Source organism: Kitasatospora sp. McL0602 (assembly GCF_052076145.1).
Classification (GTDB): domain Bacteria; phylum Actinomycetota; class Actinomycetes; order Streptomycetales; family Streptomycetaceae; genus Kitasatospora.
Window position 1 is genome coordinate 7,549,872 of the sequence record NZ_CP197246.1, and the last position, 17,655, is coordinate 7,567,526.

The window sequence follows — 17,655 nt, forward strand, 5'->3', positions numbered from 1 at the left end:
TGCTACGGACGCCGTCGGCCGAGGATGCAGAACTCGTTGCCTTCGGGGTCCGCCAGGACGACCCACGACTGATCGCCCTGGCCGATGTCGACGTGCTTGGCGCCGTGGGCCACCAGACGGGCCACCTCGGCGTCCTGATCATCGGGCCTGAAGTCGAGATGCAGCCGGCTCTTCACGGTCCTGCCCTCGTCGACCCGGATGAAGTCCAACCCCGGCATGCGATCCGGCGCCGGGCGGATCTCGAACTCGTCGGCGGAGGAGTGGACCACGACCCAGCCGAGAGCCTCGGCCCACCACTGCCCCAACGCCGCCGGATCCACCGACTCGACGATTACCTGTTCCCATTCCAGTGCCATCTGTCGATCCTACCCCGGCGCCTAACGCCCCCTCAGGGGCTCAACTCGCGCTCGGCAGCGGGACACCGCACCTGCTGCAGAAGCGTGCGTCGCTCTCCTGCGCGAGGCGACCGCAGTTGACGCAGACCCGGTCCAGCAGGCAGGCCGGTTCGCCGCCCTCCAGCCCGACTGCGGCTGATCGGATGGCCAGCCCCGCGCGGCGTCGGTGGGCGGTGAGGTAGACGAGACCGTCCGCGTTCGCGGACAGACTCCGCCGTGCCCCGCGCGGCAGCCAGGCCACGCTGCCGGGCGTCAGCTCCTGCAGCCCGCTCGCCGTCTCCAGCCGGCCGCTGCCGCTGACCACGTGGAGGAGCACGTCCACGTCCGGCTCGACATGCTCGGCGACCCGCGCGCCGGGCAGCACCCGGATCACGTTCGCGTCCAGCTGACGACCCTCCGCCGACAGCCGCCACAGCGCACCGCCGTCGGTCGCGGCGGCCGCCCTGACCAGCTCGTCCAGGTGGGCGAGCAAACCGGGTGCTGTGGTCGGGGTCAACATGGCCTCCGGTACGCGGATGGTCGGGTGGTGGACTCCGAGCAGTGTAGGCAGGCAAGGCATCGGGATGGACAGGTCTGTACCGGCAGGAACGGTTGAAAGACGGACGGGTGGGTACAAAGGCTGCGGAGTGCCCCGCCGCCCGCCGGGCCGGGCCCACTCCGGCGGCTCTGTCGGCCGCCCTCGATTTCACGGCACGGCCTGTGCCGGGAACCGTCGCCTGAAGCAGTCGGGCCGAGCGGTCTCCCACCTCCCACCGGTGTACGACGACGCGTGCGTGTGTCCGATCGACGCGTGTGTCGTACCGGTGCGACAGTCGGAACGCTCAGGGAGATGACCTCGTGGCCACCTCGACCGCCCGTTCAGCATGCTCGGCCCACGCTTCCCCGTCCTCGTACCCCTCCTCGTCCACAGCTGTGCCACCGGCCCCGAGTCCGCGCGAGATGCGGGCGATGGGGAAGACGGAGGCGCGCGCGCTCAGTGACGCCCTGTTCCGCCGCCTCGCCGAGCTGGAGCCCGGCACCGAGGCGTTCAGCTACGTCCGAGGCACCCTGGTCGAGCTCAACATGCCGCTGGTCCGGTTCGTGGCCGGAGGCTTCCGGCACCGTCCGGAGGAGATGGAGGACATCCTCCAGGTCGGCACCATCGGTCTGATCAAGGCCGTCGACGGCTACGACCTGGGGCGCGGGGTCGAGTTCGTGACCTATGCGATCCCCACCGTCAGCGGTGAGATCAAGCGGTTCTTCCGGGACACCTCCTGGCCGCTGCGGGTGCCGCGCAGCCTCCAGGAGCTGTACCTGCTGGTGGCGCGCGGCTCCGACCGGCTCGAACAGCAGCTGGGCCGGCGCCCCACCCTCGACGAACTCGCCGAGGGCCTGGGGCTGAGCCGGGAGGAGGCCACCGCCGGGCTGGCCGTCGGGCGGGTCCACCACCCGGACTCGCTCGACTCGCTGCGCGACGACGGCACGGTCGAACCCGGCCGGGCCCTGCTCGACCGGCTCGGCGCCCGCGAACCGGGGCTGGAGCTGGTCGAGATGCGCGAGGCCGTCCGGCCGTTCCTGACCACCCTCACCGCCCGCGAGCGCCGGGTGCTGCTGCTCCGCTTCTGGGGCGGTTGCACGCAGTCGGACATCGCGGCCAGGATCGGCGTCTCCCAGATGCACGTCTCCCGCATCCTCTCGGGGACGCTGGGCCGCCTCCGCGAGCAGGTCGCGGGCAGCGCGGCGGCGGGTGATTGAGCCGCGCAGGACCGGGCAGGCACCTACTACCACCCGATTGATCCCCAGCCGGGACGGTGTGCAGCGGTGAGCCAGAACCCCACCATCGCCCTCGACCTGGACGGCCGCGTCGGCTCGGTCCGAGCGGCACGCAGCGAGGTCGAGAGGTTCCTCCGTGACCTGGACTCCACAGGCGGTCCCAGGTACCGGCAGGCGACCTGCCGCGACATCGTACTGATCGTCTCCGAGCTCGTCGCCAACGCCTGCCGGCACGCGCCCGGACCGTGCGCGCTCGTCGTGTCGGCGAGCCGCGAAGGCGTCGAGGTCAGCGTCGAGGACACCAGCCGTGCGCTGCTCCGGGCGCCCCCGCCCGGTGGTCCGGGCGGCTACGGGCTGCTCGTCGTCGCCCGGTTGAGCGAGGCCGTCCACGTGGTCCGCACCGCCCGGGGCAAGATCGTGCAGGCCGTCGTGGCGGAGCGACCGTCCGGCCGCTCGCCCGGGTGGAGGAATCCGTCCTACCCTGGTGCCAGTCTCTGAACGCGACGGGGCTCGGCGCCCCGGAGGGCGATCGGTCGATGAGCGAAGGCCTGACAGAACGCGCGGTGCTCCAGCAGGCGGTCGACCGCCTGCGGGCCGAGGTCGAGGGGCTGCGCACGGCCATGCACACCCGGGGCCTGATCGAACAGGCCAAGGGCCTGCTGGTCGAGCGGCTCGTCTGCACACCAGAGCGCGCATTCGACGAGCTGGTCCGCCGCTCCCAGCAGGACAACCGCAAACTTGTCGACATCGCCGCCGAGTTGATCGCCGCCGCAGCACCGGCCGAGGCCGACGAACCGCTCCTCCCCAGCGGCCCGGCGCCCGAGCACCAGGCGTCCGCGTCCGCAGCCGCAGCCCGCCCGACCGGCGTGCCCGGCGAGGTGGCGAAGGCCCCTGCCGAAGGCTTCGCCGCCCGCTACCACCTCGCCGCCTCCGCCCTCGCCTCCGCCGACACCGCCGACGACCTGGCCCGTCTGCTGCACCGGTACGCCCTGCGGCCGCTCGGCGTCGGCGCGGTCGTGCTCGCCCTGCTCGAACCCGACGGCGCCCTGCGCCTGGTCGGCAGCCACGGCGTCCCGGCCCATCAACTGAGCCAGTGGCAGCGCATCCCCCCGCAGACCGCCGTGCCCCTCACCGAGGCCGCCCAACTCGGCACCACCGTCTGGGTGCACAGCCGGGCGGAGTTCGCCGTCCGCTACCCCGACCTGACGGGCGAGGACCTGATCCCCGGCCGCACCGTCTGCGCCCTCCCGCTGCGCACCGGCCGACGGCTGATCGGCGGCATGAAGCTCGGCTGGGCCGACGACCACCACCTCGACCCGGCCGCCGAACGCTACCTGTCCGCACTCGCCCGCCTCACCGCCGCCCAGCTGCTCCGGATCGTCTCGGCCGGTGGCGAGGGTTTCGGCGTGCTGGAGCCGGTGACCGAGCCCTGGTTCCGCGCGGTGCTCGACGCACTGCTCGACCCGGTCGTCATCCTCGCCGCCGTCCGCGAGAGCGGCGGCAAAGTCACCGACCTGCGGGTGGAGCACGCCAACGCGGCGACGGTCGACCTCGCCGGGCGCACCGGCCCGGAGCTGGTCGGCCGCCGCGTCACCGAGCTCTACCCGGGCATGGTGCTCTCCGGCACCTTCCAGCAGCTGCTGGACGTGGCCGCCACCGGAGTCCCGTACGAGGGGCAGGTCGAGCAGTTCATCGAGGTCGTCGGCGGCACCGTGCGCGCCTCCGCGATGACCCTGCACGCGACGCCGTTCCTGGACGGCGTGATGGTCAGCTGGCGCGCCCACGACCAGCAGGAACAGCGTGAGACCCAGCTGGCGCAGGCCCAGCGGCTGGCCCGGCTCGGCCTCTGGAGCTGGGAGGCGGGCTCCGGGCAGGTCGAGTGCTCGTCCGGGCTGCGCAGGCTGCTCGGCCTGCCCGAGGAGCCGACCGGCCTTGAGCTGGAGGTCGCCCTCGCGGCGATCACCCCCGAGGACCGCCCCGCCGTACGGGCCGCCGCCGCCCTGCTGCTCGCCGGGCGCAGCTCGACCACCGCCGAGTTCCGCCTCACCGGCCCCGGCGGCAACCGCCGCACCCTGCGGGCGATGGCCGAGACCGTCCCGGGCCTGACCCCCGGCTCGGTCCTCGCCGTGCGCGGCGTCGTCCAGGACGTCACCGCCTGGCGCCGCACCGAGGAGCAGCTCTCCAGCGCCCGTGACCGGCTCGCCGAGGAGCGCCGCCGGACCGCCGCCGAGCACCGCGCCGCCCAGGCCCTCCAGCACGCCCTGACCGACGTCCCCGGCGGCCCCGAGGTCGCCGGGCTGGACTGCGCCGTCCGCTACCTGCCCGCCGAGCGCGCCAACAAGGTCGGCGGCGACTGGTACGACATCCTGGCCCTGCCGGACGGCCCGGTGCTGGTCGTCGTCGGCGACGTCTCCGGCCACGGCCTGCGCGCCGCCGCCGGGATGGCCCAACTCCGGCACTCCCTGCGCGGCATGGCGTACACCGGGCTGGCGCCCGCGGAAATCCTGCGGAGGCTCAACCGGATGCTCTGCCACGAGCGCAGCGACTACATCGCCACCGCCATCTGCGGGCTGCTCGACCCCCGCACCGGCAGGCTCAGTTGGGCCCGCGCCGGGCACCTCCCGCCGGTGCTCACCCACGATGGCACCGCCCGCACGGCCGGCCTCCCCGCCGGCCAGGTGCTCGGTGCCACCGCCGGCGCCGCCTACGGCCCCGCCGAACTCCGGCTGGCGCCCGGCGAGACCCTCCTGCTCTACACCGACGGGCTGGTCGAGCGGCGGGGCGACGACCTCGACCACGGCGTCGCCCGGCTGCTCCGGGCCGCCGAGGAGTACCGCGCACCCGACCTCCAGGGCCTGCTCGACCACCTGCTCCGGCGGCTGGGCGCACCGAACCCGGCCGACGACACCTGCCTGGTGGGCCTGCGCCTGGGGTGAGGCCCGACGGGCCCGCTCGGGCAGCCCGTCCGGCGCCGATCTATCGTGGAGGACGCGGGCCGCACGGGAGGAGCACTACCGATGGACACCGAGGCCCAACTCACCGTCACCACCCGCCTCTTCGGGCAGCTGGCGGTGGTCAGACCCGAGGGCGAACTCGACCACGACAGCGTGGGCCCGCTGCGCGAGGCGGTGGACGCGGTGCTGGCCGGGCCCGCCCCCCAGCTCGTGGTCGACTGCTCGGGCCTCGGCTTCTGCGACTCCACCGGCCTCAACCTGCTGCTCCGGGCCCGGGAGGCCGCCGAGCTGGCCGACGGCCGGACCGTTCTGGTGGAGCCCTCGCCGATCGTCACCAGGATGCTGGAGATCACCGGCGCCGCCGGCGTCTTCCAGATCTTCCCGACCGTCGAGGCCGCAGTGGCTGCGGTGGATGCCGGGGTGGACGCCGCAGCGGAGTAGCGCCAACGGGGCCTTACGGGGCCTTACGGGGCCGTACGGGTGGACCGTGCGGCGGCCGGAGCGTGGCGGGGCGAGCGGCAGCGGGCGGAGGTGTTTCAGTGGGCGGCGCCCGTCCCAGCAGGCCGGGCTGTGCCGTCAACGCCGAGGGGATCGCCGTGCTCAGTCGAACCGTTCTCAGGGCCGGTCTGCCGGTGGTCGCCGGAGCTCTGGTGATCGCAGGGTGCAGCAGCAGCAAGTCCAGTGGCGGCAGCAGTGGGAAGCCGACCTACACGATCGCCTTCCAGGGCCCGCTGACCGGGCCGAACGCCCAGCTCGGGATCAACATCGACTGGGGTCTGAAGCTCGCCGTCAAGCAGGCCAACGACAAGGGCGACCTGCCGTTCACGCTGGCGGTCAAGGAGGCCGACGACCAGGGCGACCCGTCCAAGGGGCCCACGGCGGCCCAGCAGCTGATCGGCGACAGCAGCGTCGTCGGCGTGGTCGGCCCGACCTTCTCCGGCGCCACCAAGGCCGCCGAACCGCTGTTCACCCAGGCCGGGCTGGCGTCCGTGAGCGCCTCGGCGACGAACACCTCGCTGACCGACCCGGCCAACGGCTTCAAGACCTTCTTCCGGATCGTGCCGCCCGACTCCGCGCAGGGCACCTCCGCCGCCGACTACCTGGTCAAGAAGCTCGGCGCCAAGACCGTCTACCTCATCGACGACAAGTCGGACTACGGGGTGGGCCTGGCGGGGAACATCAAGGCGCAGCTGGCGGCCGACGGCGCGACCGTCGTGACCGACAGCGTCGCCGCGGGCACCAACGACTACTCGGCGGTGGCCACCAAGGTTGCCAACTCCGGTGCCCAAGCGCTCTACTACGCGGGCTACTACGCCGACGCCGCGCCGCTGGCCAAGTCCCTGAAGCAGACCTCGTACGCGGGCAAGATGATGTCCGACGACGGCACCAACGACCCGAAGTTCGTCCAGCTGGCCGGTGCGGCGGCCGAGGGCTGGCAGTTCACCTGCCCGTGCCTGTCGGCGGCCGCCTCGACCGACCAGGCGGCCAAGGACTTCGTCTCCGCGTACACCAAGCTGGCGAACCAGCCGCCCGGCACCTACTCGCCCGAGGGCTTCGACACCGCCAACACGATCATCTCGGTGATGAAGTCGATCGGCAAGGACGTCACCCGGGCCAAGGTCGTCGACGGCCTGCGGACGGTCGACTACAAGGGCCTCACCAAGGAGATCAAGTTCCAGCCGAACGGCGAGGTCACCGAGAAGGGGATCTTCGTCTACGAGGTCAAGAACGGCCAGATCGCCGAGCTCGGCACGGTGGACAAGCTGATCTCCGGCTGACCCGACGCTCCGGACGGCGGCCGCAGGCCCCCCTCTGCGGGAGCGTGCGGCCCCCGCAGCCGTACACCGCTCCCGCAGAGGAGGACTCCCCGCCGCATGTGTCTCACCCAGCACTTCTGGCAGTTCCTGGTCCCCGGGCTCACCCTCGGCTCGCTCTACGCACTCGTCGCCATCGGCTACACCCTGGTCTACGGCGTGCTCCAGCTGATCAACTTCGCGCACAGCGAGGTCTTCATGTCCGGCGGGTTCGCCGGGCTCTTCGTTGCCCAGGCCCTGGTCGCCACCGGCACCACGCCGCACGGCGCGAGCTCGGTGCTCTACTGGCTGCTCGGGCTCGTCGGCGGCGCCGTGATCGGCGCGTGCGTGGCATTCCTGCTGGAGCGGGTCGCCTACCGGCCGCTGCGCCGCCGCAACGCACCCAAGCTGGTGTACCTGATCACCGCGATCGGCGCGTCCCTCTTCCTCTACAACCTGGCCGGGAAGCTGTTCGGCCGGGACCGGACCAACATCCCGACGCTCTACCAGGACAGCGTGGTGTTCACCCTCTTCGGGGCACAGGTGCGCGTCCAGCAGCTGGTCCTGATCGGCACCGCGCTGGTGATGATGGTGGTGCTGGACCGGGTGGTGTCGCGGACCAGGCTCGGCGCGGGCATCCGCGCGGTCGCGCAGGACGCGCAGACCGCGAGCCTGATGGGCGTGAACATCAACCGGGTCATCTCGCAGACCTTCGTCATCGGCGGGCTGCTCGGCGGTGCGGCCGGATTCCTCTTCGGCTCCTACCTCAACGTGCACTATCTGATGGGCTTCCTGCCCGGCATCAAGGCGTTCGCGGCTGCCGTGCTCGGCGGCATCGGCAACATCCGGGGCGCGATGGTCGGCGGCCTGCTGCTCGGCGTGGTCGAGAGCCTCAGCCAGTCCTGCCTGTCCAGCCAGTGGATCGACGTGGTCGCCTTCGTGGTGCTCGTCCTCGTGCTGATGTTCCGGCCGACGGGCATCCTCGGGCAGAAGCTCGGGCGGGCGGCATGAGCACCGACCCGCAGGACCCGACCACCCCCGGGAAGCCGCGCCGACGGCGGCTCGGCGGCCCCTGGGCCAGGCTCGCCGGCTGGCTGGTGCTCGCCGCGCTGCTCTGCGTGATGACCTCGACCGTCGAGGGCACCCCCACCGACCACACCCTGGTGCTCCGGCAGGCCCTCGGCTCGGCCGCCCTGCTGGGGTGGCTCGCGGCCGGGGCCGCCGTCTGGGCGCTGCTGGAGGCCTACCGGGCACGCGGCGTGGGCGAGCTGATCGCCACCCGCACGGCCCCCGTCCGGCGGCGGGGGAGTGACGTCGCACAGCGGCCGCTCGCCCGCCGGGCGCTCGTCCTGGTGGTGGTCGCGCTGGCCGTCGCCGTGCCGCCGCTGCTCAGCGAGTTCTACCAGCGGGTCCTGGTCGACCAGGTGGCGATCTTCATCCTGCTCGCGGTCGGGCTGAACGTCGTGGTCGGCTGGGCCGGCCTGCTCGACCTCGGCTACGTCGCCTTCTTCGCGATCGGCGCCTACACCACCGGCTACTTCACCCGGGTGCTGCCCGTGAAGCCGCCGTTCGCGCTCAACCCCTTCGTCATCCTGCCCGTCGCGGTGGTGGTCTGCCTGATCGCCGGTCTGCTCCTCGGCGCGCCGACGCTGCGCCTGCGCGGCGACTACCTGGCGATCGTCACCCTCGGCTTCCACGAGATCGTCCAGCTCTTCCTGGTCAACAAGGACAACTGGACGGGCGGCAACCAGGGCGCCTTCGGCATCCCGCACTTCTCGATCGACCTCTTCGGCGTGCACTACACCTGGACGCTCTCCTCGCTGCCGTACTGGTACCTCTTCCTGGTGCTGCTCGCGGTGGTCGTGTTCCTCTTCGGCCGCCTGGAGAACTCCAAGGTCGGCCGGACGTGGGCGGCCGTCCGGGAGGACGAGGTCGCGGCCGCCGCCAACGGCGTGCCGACCGTCAAGTACAAGCTGATGGCGTTCTCGATCGGCGCCTCCACCTCGGGGATGGCCGGCGTGCTCTACGCCTCCCGGATCGGCTACATCAACCCGGCGAGCTTCCCCGTCGTGCTGTCGATCAGCGTCGTCTCGTACGTGATCTTCGGCGGGATGGGCTCACTGATCGGCGTCATGGTCGGCGCGGCCGTGCTGACGTTCCTCCCTGCCGTGTTCCAGGAGCAGGAGATCGTCAACCAGCAGGACATCACCATGTGGACCGGCGCGATCCTGGTGGTGATGATGATCTTCCGCTCGCAGGGCCTGATCCCGTCCCGCCGCCGCAAGCGGGAGCTGAAGCTGGCCGCCGCCGGCATCGCCGGAGCGGACGCCGTCTCCGGCCCGGCCGAAGGGCGGGCCCAGTGACTGACCCGATCACCTCACCCGTCCCCGGCGGCACGCTGCTCACCGTCGAGCGACTCACGCTGCGCTTCGGCGGCCTGACCAGCCTCGACCAGATCGACCTGACGGTGCGCCAGGGCGAGATCATGGCCGTGATCGGCCCGAACGGCGCCGGCAAGACCTCGCTGTTCAACTGCCTGACCGGCGTGTACGTCCCGCAGCTGGGCACCATCGGCCTGGTCACGGCGGACGGCGCGACCACCCAGCTGGTGCACGGCTCGGGGCGGCGCCGCCGCAGCCGCAAACCGCACGACGTCAACCGGGCCGGCATCGCCCGCACCTTCCAGAACATCCGGCTGTTCGCGGCGCTCACGGCCTTCGAGAACGTGAAGATCGCGGCCGAGACCCGGCAGCGCACCGGCCCCATCGGCGCCATGCTCGGCACCCCCAACGCCCGGCGCAACGACCGGGAGAGCGACAAGCGGGCGGACGAACTCCTGGACTTCGTCGGGCTCGGCCGGGTCGGGGACGAACTCGCCTCCTCGCTCGCGTACGGGGTGCAGCGCCGCCTGGAGATCGCCCGCGCGCTGGCCACCGGCCCCCGGCTGCTCCTGCTGGACGAACCCGCAGCCGGGACCAACCCGACCGAGAAGCACGAACTGGAGGCGCTGATCCGACGGATCAACGCCGAGCTCGGGGTGACGGTGCTGCTGATCGAACACGACATGAAGCTGGTGATGTCGGTGGCGGACCGCGTGACGGTGCTCAACTTCGGCAAGGTGATCGCCGGGGGCCGCCCGGCGGAGGTCCAACGCGACCCGGCGGTGATCGAGGCCTACCTCGGCGCGCCGGACGACGGGAGCGAGCAGTGACCGGCGAAACAGCGTCCCCGTCCGCATCCCCGTCCGCCTCGCCGTCCGCGTCCCCGCTGCTCGAACTGCGGGCCCTGCACGTCGGCTACGGCGCGATCGAGGCCCTCAAGGGCATCGACCTGGTCGTCCGGGAGGGCGAGGTGGTCACGCTGCTCGGGGCCAACGGCGCCGGGAAGACGACCACGCTCCGGGCGATCTCGGGCCTGCTGACCCCCCGCCAGGGGGAGGTGCTCTTCGACGGCCGCCGGATCGACGGCGTGCCCCCGCACGAGGTGGTCGGCCTGGGGCTCGGCCACGTGCCCGAGGGGCGCCGGGTCTTCCCCGACATGACGGTGCTGGAGAACCTGGAGATGGGCGCCTACCGCTTCCGGCGCGTCCCGAAGGGCGAACTCGAGCGCGTCCTCAACCTGTTCCCCGTGCTGGCGCAGCGGCGGAGCCAGCAGGCGGGCACCCTCTCCGGCGGGGAACAGCAGATGCTGGCGATCGGCCGGGCCCTGATGGGCCGCCCCCGGCTGCTGCTGCTGGACGAGCCCTCGATGGGCCTCGCGCCGCTGATCGTCGCCCAGATCTTCGCCATCGTCCGGGAGATCAACCAGCAGGGCACGACGGTGCTGCTGGTCGAGCAGAACGCCGCCCAGGCCCTGCGGCTCGCCGACCGGGGCTACGTCCTGGAGACGGGCGTCATCGTGATGACCGACACCGCCGCCGCGCTGATCGACGACCCCCGGGTCCGGGCCGCCTACCTCGGTGAAGGTGCGGGCTGAGGCCGGTTGTGGACCGGTCCTCCGGTGCGGACGTATCCTGGACGGTCCGGTTGGATTTCGCGACTGCGTCGGGAGTTGTTCTCCATGGCATCCGCCTCCCGGGACTTGCTCACCCTCGGGAACATCGTCGAGTCGGCGGCCGAGCCTGCTCCGGCAGCGCTCCGTGCCCGCGTCCAGCGGGTGGTCGCCGCCCACGCCAGGGACCGTGACGACTGCCGGTTGCTGCTGGAGGCCCTCGGCCTGTCCGAGGCACTCCCCGAACCGGCACCCGAACCGGCACCCGAGCCGACGCCCGAGCCGACGCTGCCGTTGTGAGTGGCGTCCGTGCCTCAGTACTCCCGGGCCCGGCCGTCCGCCGACTGGAGGAGGAGTTCGCGGTGTTCGCCGAGGTGGGCGCGGAGCACGGCCAGGGCGCGCTTGCTCTGTGACTTCACCACGGCGGTGGTGATGCCGAGGATCTCGGCGGTGGTCTCCACGCTGTGGTCCTCCCAGTAGCGCATCAGGACGATCGCGCGGTCGCGCTCGGCGAGCAGCGCGAGGGTGTCGAGCAGCGTCATGCGGACGGCAGTCGGGTCGTCGTCGGCCCGGATGTCCGGGAAGCGGTCGACGGCCGTCTCGGTGTTGCGGCGGAGCCGGCGGTGGTCGAGCAGGGAGTTGAGCAGCACCTTGCGGGCGTAGACGAACGGGTCGTGGTCCTGGCGGCGGGTGATCCGGTTCCAGGCCACGTACATCTTGGTGAGGGTCGTCTGGGTCAGGTCCTGTGCCAGGTGCCAATCGCGGCACATCAGATAGGCGATCTGGCGCAGGCGTGTGGCGGATGCCTCGGCGAACGCCGTGAAGTCTGCTTCGTTGCGCACCCGTGGTGCTCCCGGTCTGTGCTGGTCGTTGCTGGGCGGTGACGAGGGGAGCCGCGGCCCCGTGTCGACGGGGCCGCGGCGATGGTGGTGGATCAGTGGAAGGTCGCCAGGGCCGGGAAGCGTTGTGCCGCCGCCTGGACGTAGTCGGAGTCCATCCGGGTGCTGATCGACGGGTCACCGGCCAGGGCGATCGCCTGTTCGGTGGTGAGCGGGCGGACGCCCGGGGGGTTGGTCCGGCCGTCCCACTCCAGGCAGCTGCTCAGGACGGCCTGGACGATGGTGCCGTCGGTGTGCCGGACCTCCACCGAGACGTTCTCGACGCAGTTGTCCGGGATGGTGACGACGACGACCTGCTGGCCGCGGGCGTCGGTGGAGCAGACGGGCACCAGCTTGCCGGGCAGTGGCTGCGGATCGCAGGACAGCGGCTTGCCGGACTTGCCGGCCAGGAAGACCCGGAGCATCCCGGTGCCCCGCGAGCTGTTCAGATAGGCCTGGGCCCCGGGTCGGGTGCCGGAGACGACGCCGTAGTGGTCCGTCTTCGGTTGGCCTGGCAGGGCGTCGAGCACGGCGGCGAGCAGCGCGGCCGAGGTGGTGTCCACCTGGGCCCCGGCGCTGGCGGACGCCACGGCAGGCGCACGGTCGGCCGGAGCCTGGCTGGCGCCCGACGTCGCACCGGCCGCGGCGCTCGGTGCGGCGGCGACCCCGAGCGGCTCCGGCTGGGTCGGGGAGTTACCCGAGCCGGTCACCAGTGCGGTGACCAGGCTCAGCGCGGCCACCGAGGCGGCTGCCCCGGCGGCCATCCGGAAGTGCCGGACGCGGCGGCCACGGCGGGCCGCCGTCCCGACCAGGTCACCCAACGGCGGCTGGCTGAGCAACGACAGCTCGTCATCCAGTACGGATCGGAACTCGTCGATCATGGTGTTGTCCTCTGACGACACTTGATGTCCTCTTGATGTCAACCGCACGCCGGCCATGCGGACCCGCTCGATCGGCGGGGCTCTGCACCTCTACACGGACCAGCAACCCGGTCCGGAGGCACTCGTCGCGGACATTTTTTCCGACGAGGGGCGGATCCGACGAATCGGGCCCGGCCGCGCCGCCGCCAGGCCGGGCCGATCTTGGTCCGGAAGGGCACTCGAGGCGCTGACCTGGGAGGATCGCCGCAAACCTCGAACTGACCGCCCGTCAGCTCGTGTGCGGCGTTTCCGCTGGTCATCGGGTCCACAACGGCCCTATGGGGCAGGCTTGGTGATGTCATGGGAGATCTTTGGGGCACCCTTGGCGTACCGGAGACCATTTCGTTAGCTTTCTGGCTAGCGTTCGTTGCAGACGGGCCGTGGACGCGGCCCGACAGGCACTGGAGGTTCCGGACATGCGACGTACCATCACCAAGCTCAGCAGTCTCGCGGCGGTCTCGATAGTCGCGCTGGCCCTCGCCCAGCCCGCGCAGGCCGCGCAGGCGGTGCAGAACACCGACCAGGCGGCGATCTCCGTGGCCGCGCCGGCGGCCTACTTCGAGTTCACCGACGGCAAGAACACCTTCGTCTTCCAGCTCACCGACTCCGTCAGGATCCAGCAGGCTCGGGACATCCTGAGCGGCGTGGAGACCGAGAACGTCGGCGTCATGGGTACGGTCGTCAAGCAGCCCGCCCCGTACAACCAGCCGTGGAGCTACCAGCTCGCGCCGAACTCGGTGAAGTTCTTCGGCATGGCCATGGAGGTCTGCGACGCGAGCATCTCCTACGTCAACACCCACCTGGGCGAGGTCGGCGGCGCCCTGCTGCCGAAGTCGACCTGGTGCCCCTGGCACTCGAAGCTGACCCGCGAGATCACCGCGCCGTAAGGCGTCACCCCGCCCGGCCGTCGGAGCCTCCGGCGGCCGGGCGGGTGCGGGTGTGTCGGTGGGAGCAGGCAGAATCCCCGGACATGGAGATACAGGACGTACTCGACGGCATCACCGAGTTGGCGCGAGGCTGGGGCGAGTTGGCGGAGCACTCGTGCAGCCGGGAGCGGCACCGCTTCCGGCGGGTGGGCGACATCACGGTGACGGGCAGTCTGGCCTTCACGGCTCCGTCGCCACCGGAGTGGCACGAGCACGACACGGTGCCCCGGGGCCGGTACCCGGTGTTCATGGGCGTGGTCGAGGAGCCGGAGCCGGGTGGTGCGGCGGGGCGCCCGCCGTCCTGGACGAGTCTGACGGTCGTTCCGCTGGCCGAGCCCGAGGTGATCGCCGAGGCACTGGAGGCCGGGCGGTACGAGGAGGTCTACCAGGACTACCAGCCGTTCGGGCCGGAGATCGGTGTGCTGTGGGGCGAGGGCGCCGGCTCCCGGCACGACCTCGACGCGCTGGAGGCGGCACTCGCCGAGGGCGAGGCGGCCGGGCGGGTGCCGAACGTGGTCGAGGTCGTGGCCGACCAGGAGACCGGCGCCAACCTGCTCGCCTTCCGGGTCTGGGGCGCCTGTGACGCGGACGGGGTGGAGCTGTACGCCCCCGACGGCAGCGTGGTCTGCCTCGTCCTCACCACCAACTGCTGAGCGGCCCCGCCGGAGACCGGCGGGGCCGCGTGCGCGACGGCTGCGTCAGGCGCGGCCGGCGGCCTTCTGGGTGCGGCGGGCGAGGGAGTCGATGACCACGGCGGCGAGCAGGACCGCGCCGGTGATCATGAACTGGATGGCGTTGCTCAGGCCCTGGATGTTCATGCCCGACTGGATCGAGCTGATCACCAGCGCGCCGAGCAGCGCCGACCAGGTCGAGCCGCGCCCGCCGAAGAGGCTGGTGCCGCCGATGACGGCGGCGGCGATCGCGTTCATCAGCAGGTTGCCGCCGCCGGAGGTCTGACTGGCGGACTGGATCTGGGCGGCCAGGAAGAGCCCACCGACGGCGGCCATGGTGGAGCAGATCATGAAGACCGTCGTCCGGGTCCACGGCACGTTGATGCCGGCGCGCCGGGCCCCCTCGATGTTCCCGCCGAGGGCGAAGACCTTCCGCCCGTAGCCGGTGCGGCGCAGCACGAAGTCCAACACCACGATGAAGACGAGGAAGACCAGCAGCGCCAGCGGCAGCCCCTTGTACTGGTTGAGGGTGTACGCGGCCAGGTACGCGACCACGGCCAGCACCGCCGTGCGCAGCGCGATGTCGGTGGCCGGCCGGGAGGGCACCCCGGCGGCCCGCCGCCGTCGGGTGTCCAACAGCGCCGCGCCGAGGAACAGCGCGACACCGGCCGTGGCCAGCCCGTACGCGGCGGCCTGTTGGCCGTAGATGGTGCTGTAGAGCCGCGAGACGATGTCCTTGCCGCTCAGGTTGACGGTGCCGCTGGCGCCGAGCACCTGGAGCATCAGGCCGTTCCAGCCCAGGTTGCCCGCCAGGGTGACGACGAAGGCCGGCACGCCGATCCGGGCGAAGAAGAAGCCGTGCACCAGGCCGACCAGGGTGCCGCCGAGGATGGCGCAGACGAGGGCCACCCACTGGTTGACGCCGTGGGTCACGTCCATCACCGCGAAGATCGCGGCGCACAGCCCGCTGACCGAGCCGACCGAGAGGTCGATCTCGCCGAGCAGGAGGACGAAGACCACGCCGATCGCGATCATCCCGGTGCCGACGATCTGCTGGGACAGGTTGGAGAGGTTCTGGGCCGACAGGAAGCTGCTGTTCAGGCTCCCGAAGACGGCCCAGATCACGATCAGCGCCAGCACCACCGGCAGCGAGCCGAGCTCGCCGCTGCTGATCCGGCGCTTGAACTCGCCGAGGTAGCCCTTGACGCCCTCCTGGCGGACGATCAGGCGCGGGTCCACCGCCGGGGTGGCCTCGGCGGCGACCGGCACCGGCGCGTTGACGCCGCCGGTGGGCATCGAGTCCTCCGGCAGGTGGTGCGGCCGGGAGCCGTCGTCGAAGCGGCCTTCGGTGCGCGGGGAGTCGGGGTCGTCGGTCACTGGGTGTCCTCCGTGCCACGGGCCTTGCGGCGGGTCACGGCGTTGTCCGTGGCGCCGGTGATGGCCGAGATGATCTCCTCCTGGCTGGTGGAGCGGCGGTCGAAGACCCCGTTGTTGCGGCCGAGCCGCAGCACCGCGATCCGGTCCGCGACCGCCATCACGTCGGCCATGTTGTGGCTGATCAGGATGACGCCGAGGCCCTGGCCGCGGAGCCGCTCGACCAGGTCGAGCACCTGGGCCGTCTGCTCCACGCCGAGCGCCGCCGTCGGCTCGTCCAGGATGACCACCTTGGGCGAGCCGATCAGCGACCGGGCGATGGCGACCACTTGCCGCTGGCCGCCGGAGAGCGAGGCGATCGGGATGCGCACGCTCGGGATGCGGATCGACAGGGTGTCGAGCAGCGCCCGGGAGCGCTTCTCCATCTCGACCTCGTTCAGCACGCCGAAGCGCTTGATCTCCCGGCCGAGGAAGAGGTTGCCGACGACGTCGAGGTTGTCGCAGAGCGCCAGGTCCTGGTAGACCGTGGCCACGCCCAAGTGCTGGGCGTCCTGCGGCCGGTGGATGCTGACCGGCTTGCCCTGCCACTCGATGACACCCTCGTCCGGCTGATTGACCCCGGCGATCGACTTGACCAGGGTCGACTTGCCCGCGCCGTTGTCGCCCACCAGGGCGACGACTTCGCCGGCGTTCACCTCCAACTCGATGTCGGTCAGCGCCTGGACGGCGCCGAACCGCTTGGAGACCCCGCGCAGGGCCAGGACCGGACCGGATGTCATCGCGCGCCCCCGGCTACTGGAGGCCTGCGGCGGTGCAGGCGGCGGCGAAGTCCGGGGTGCAGATCTGCGCCACGGTGTAGAGGCCGTCGGCCACCACGGTGGTCTTGATGTTGTCCTTGTTCAGCACGATCGGGGTGATCAGGTTCGACTTGACGGCGGTGCCGCTGCCGCTGGTCGCGGTGGTCGGGGCCACCGAGGAGTCGATCTCCTTGCCCAGGCCGAGGTTGACGGCCATGGTGGCGGCGGTCTCCGCCTCCGGCTTGTACGGCTTGTAGATGGACATGGTCTGGGTCCCCGCGACGATCCGCTGCACCGCGTCCAGCTGCGCGTCCTGACCGGTCAGCGGCACGCTCAGCCCGGCGGCCTTGAGGGCGGTGGCGATACCGGCGGCCATGCCGTCGTTCGCCGAGTAGACCCCGACGACGTTGGGCGCGCCGATCGCCGTGATCGCGGCGCTGGCCTCCTGGTTGGCGGTGTTCGGGTCCCAGGCCGGGGTGTCGTACTCCTTGCCGATCTTGAGCTTGCCGTCGATCGCGCTGTGCGCACCGGCCTTGAACTGGGCGGCGTTCGGGTCGGTGGGCGAGCCGTTGATCATGATGATCTGCCCGCTCGCCGCCTTGCTCCCGACCGCCGTGACCAGCGCCTGGCCCTGGAGCTGCCCGACCTTGTTGTTGTCGAACGACACGTACGCGTCCACCGGCCCCTGGGCCAGGCGGTCGTACGCGACCACCTTGACGCCCGCGTCGTGCGCCTTCTGGACGGAGGACTGGATCGCCTTGGCGTCCACCGCGTCCAGGATCAGCACCTTGTCGCCCTTGGTGAGCGCGGTGTCGACCTGGGTCTGCTGCTGCGTCGCGTCCTGGTTGGCGTTGTAGTAGTCGATCGTGGCGTTCGGGGCCAGTGCCTTGATCTTCGCCTCGATCAGCGGCCGGTCGAACTGCTCGTACCGGGTGGTCTTTGACTCCGGCAGCAGCAGCCCGATCTTGAGCGCGGTGGTCGAGCCGCTGGCGCTGCTCCCACCGCCGCTCGACTGCTTGGCGCTGCCACAGGCGGCGGCGCCCAGGGCAAGGGCGGTCACGGCCGTCGCCAGGACGGTACGGCGCAGAACCACATTCATCAGGATGCCTCCAGTGTCGGTCCGCCCCCGGCTTAGAGTCTGCGAACCGGAAGCCCCCACCACGAGGCAGGCTGCGCCGAAAGGGCTCAGACTGCCCCCATCCGGC

Annotated in this window: 19 protein-coding genes; 12 read left to right on the top strand and 7 right to left on the bottom strand. The window is 71.7% G+C overall.

From position 1 onward, the window contains the following. Positions 1-2: 2 nt before the first annotated feature. Complete coding sequence (locus tag ACR68M_RS34165) at positions 3-356, bottom strand: VOC family protein (RefSeq protein ID WP_441248046.1); 354 nt, start codon at positions 354-356, stop codon at positions 3-5. Between the two features lie 40 nt (positions 357-396). Then, complete coding sequence (locus ACR68M_RS34170; protein ID WP_441248047.1) at positions 397-894, bottom strand: hypothetical protein; 498 nt, start codon at positions 892-894, stop codon at positions 397-399. Positions 895-1,343: 449 nt separating this feature from the next. On the opposite strand from ACR68M_RS34170, the gene ACR68M_RS34175 reads away from it, so the two are divergent. From ACR68M_RS34175 to ACR68M_RS34220, 10 genes are all read left to right on the top strand, one after another. Continuing rightward, positions 1,344-2,129, top strand: coding sequence for a SigB/SigF/SigG family RNA polymerase sigma factor (locus ACR68M_RS34175; protein WP_441248048.1), 786 nt, complete (start codon positions 1,344-1,346; stop codon positions 2,127-2,129). Between the two features lie 66 nt (positions 2,130-2,195). Then, the gene (locus ACR68M_RS34180; RefSeq protein ID WP_441248049.1) at positions 2,196-2,645 is read left to right on the top strand and encodes an ATP-binding protein; all 450 of its coding nucleotides are present in this window, start codon (positions 2,196-2,198) and stop codon (positions 2,643-2,645) included. Positions 2,646-2,683: 38 nt separating this feature from the next. Further along, on the top strand, positions 2,684-5,083 hold the full coding sequence (locus ACR68M_RS34185) for a SpoIIE family protein phosphatase (protein ID WP_441248050.1): 2,400 nt from the start codon (positions 2,684-2,686) through the stop codon (positions 5,081-5,083). Between the two features lie 81 nt (positions 5,084-5,164). Continuing rightward, positions 5,165-5,542, top strand: a complete 378-nt coding sequence (locus ACR68M_RS34190) for an STAS domain-containing protein (RefSeq protein WP_441248051.1) — start codon at positions 5,165-5,167, stop codon at positions 5,540-5,542. Between the two features lie 155 nt (positions 5,543-5,697). Then, complete coding sequence (locus ACR68M_RS34195) at positions 5,698-6,879, top strand: branched-chain amino acid ABC transporter substrate-binding protein (protein ID WP_441248052.1); 1,182 nt, start codon at positions 5,698-5,700, stop codon at positions 6,877-6,879. Positions 6,880-6,975: 96 nt separating this feature from the next. Then, the gene (locus ACR68M_RS34200; protein ID WP_441248053.1) at positions 6,976-7,905 is read left to right on the top strand and encodes a branched-chain amino acid ABC transporter permease; all 930 of its coding nucleotides are present in this window, start codon (positions 6,976-6,978) and stop codon (positions 7,903-7,905) included. Next, the gene (locus ACR68M_RS34205) at positions 7,902-9,257 is read left to right on the top strand and encodes a branched-chain amino acid ABC transporter permease (protein ID WP_441248054.1); all 1,356 of its coding nucleotides are present in this window, start codon (positions 7,902-7,904) and stop codon (positions 9,255-9,257) included. Before ACR68M_RS34200 ends, ACR68M_RS34205 begins: the two co-directional genes overlap by 4 nt. Then, entirely contained in the window at positions 9,254-10,105 is an 852-nt protein-coding gene (locus ACR68M_RS34210; protein WP_441248055.1) for an ABC transporter ATP-binding protein, read from the top strand. The genes ACR68M_RS34205 and ACR68M_RS34210 overlap by 4 nt, the downstream gene beginning before the upstream one ends. Further along, positions 10,102-10,869 carry an ABC transporter ATP-binding protein gene (locus ACR68M_RS34215; protein WP_441248056.1) on the top strand — a complete coding sequence of 256 codons (768 nt, stop codon included), beginning with the start codon at positions 10,102-10,104 and terminating at the stop codon, positions 10,867-10,869. The genes ACR68M_RS34210 and ACR68M_RS34215 overlap by 4 nt, the downstream gene beginning before the upstream one ends. Positions 10,870-10,953: 84 nt before the next feature. After that, entirely contained in the window at positions 10,954-11,184 is a 231-nt protein-coding gene (locus ACR68M_RS34220; RefSeq protein WP_441248057.1) for a hypothetical protein, read from the top strand. 14 nt (positions 11,185-11,198) lie between these two features. Here the strand turns inward: ACR68M_RS34220 and ACR68M_RS34225 are convergent, their stop codons facing one another. After that, positions 11,199-11,726 carry a sigma-70 family RNA polymerase sigma factor gene (locus tag ACR68M_RS34225; RefSeq protein ID WP_441248058.1) on the bottom strand — a complete coding sequence of 176 codons (528 nt, stop codon included), beginning with the start codon at positions 11,724-11,726 and terminating at the stop codon, positions 11,199-11,201. A 92-nt stretch (positions 11,727-11,818) separates the two neighbouring features. Continuing rightward, positions 11,819-12,643, bottom strand: coding sequence for a hypothetical protein (locus ACR68M_RS34230; protein ID WP_441248059.1), 825 nt, complete (start codon positions 12,641-12,643; stop codon positions 11,819-11,821). Between the two features lie 455 nt (positions 12,644-13,098). On the opposite strand from ACR68M_RS34230, the gene ACR68M_RS34235 reads away from it, so the two are divergent. Together ACR68M_RS34235 and ACR68M_RS34240 are read left to right on the top strand one after the other, a co-directional pair. Further along, on the top strand, positions 13,099-13,569 hold the full coding sequence (locus ACR68M_RS34235; protein ID WP_441248060.1) for a BP74-related protein: 471 nt from the start codon (positions 13,099-13,101) through the stop codon (positions 13,567-13,569). 83 nt (positions 13,570-13,652) lie between these two features. Next, positions 13,653-14,261: a hypothetical protein gene (locus ACR68M_RS34240; protein WP_441248061.1), complete on the top strand. Its 609-nt coding sequence runs from the start codon at positions 13,653-13,655 to the stop codon at positions 14,259-14,261. Between the two features lie 45 nt (positions 14,262-14,306). Here ACR68M_RS34240 and ACR68M_RS34245 read toward each other — a convergent pair whose 3' ends face one another. The 3 genes from ACR68M_RS34245 to ACR68M_RS34255 all read right to left on the bottom strand — a co-directional run bounded on the left by ACR68M_RS34245 (position 14,307) and on the right by ACR68M_RS34255 (position 17,549). Beyond that, positions 14,307-15,575: a sugar ABC transporter permease gene (locus tag ACR68M_RS34245; protein WP_441251790.1), complete on the bottom strand. Its 1,269-nt coding sequence runs from the start codon at positions 15,573-15,575 to the stop codon at positions 14,307-14,309. Between the two features lie 77 nt (positions 15,576-15,652). Then, on the bottom strand, positions 15,653-16,432 hold the full coding sequence (locus ACR68M_RS34250) for an ATP-binding cassette domain-containing protein (RefSeq protein ID WP_441248062.1): 780 nt from the start codon (positions 16,430-16,432) through the stop codon (positions 15,653-15,655). A gap of 13 nt (positions 16,433-16,445) precedes the next feature. Continuing rightward, positions 16,446-17,549: a sugar ABC transporter substrate-binding protein gene (locus ACR68M_RS34255; protein ID WP_441248063.1), complete on the bottom strand. Its 1,104-nt coding sequence runs from the start codon at positions 17,547-17,549 to the stop codon at positions 16,446-16,448. Positions 17,550-17,655 lie beyond the last annotated feature (106 nt).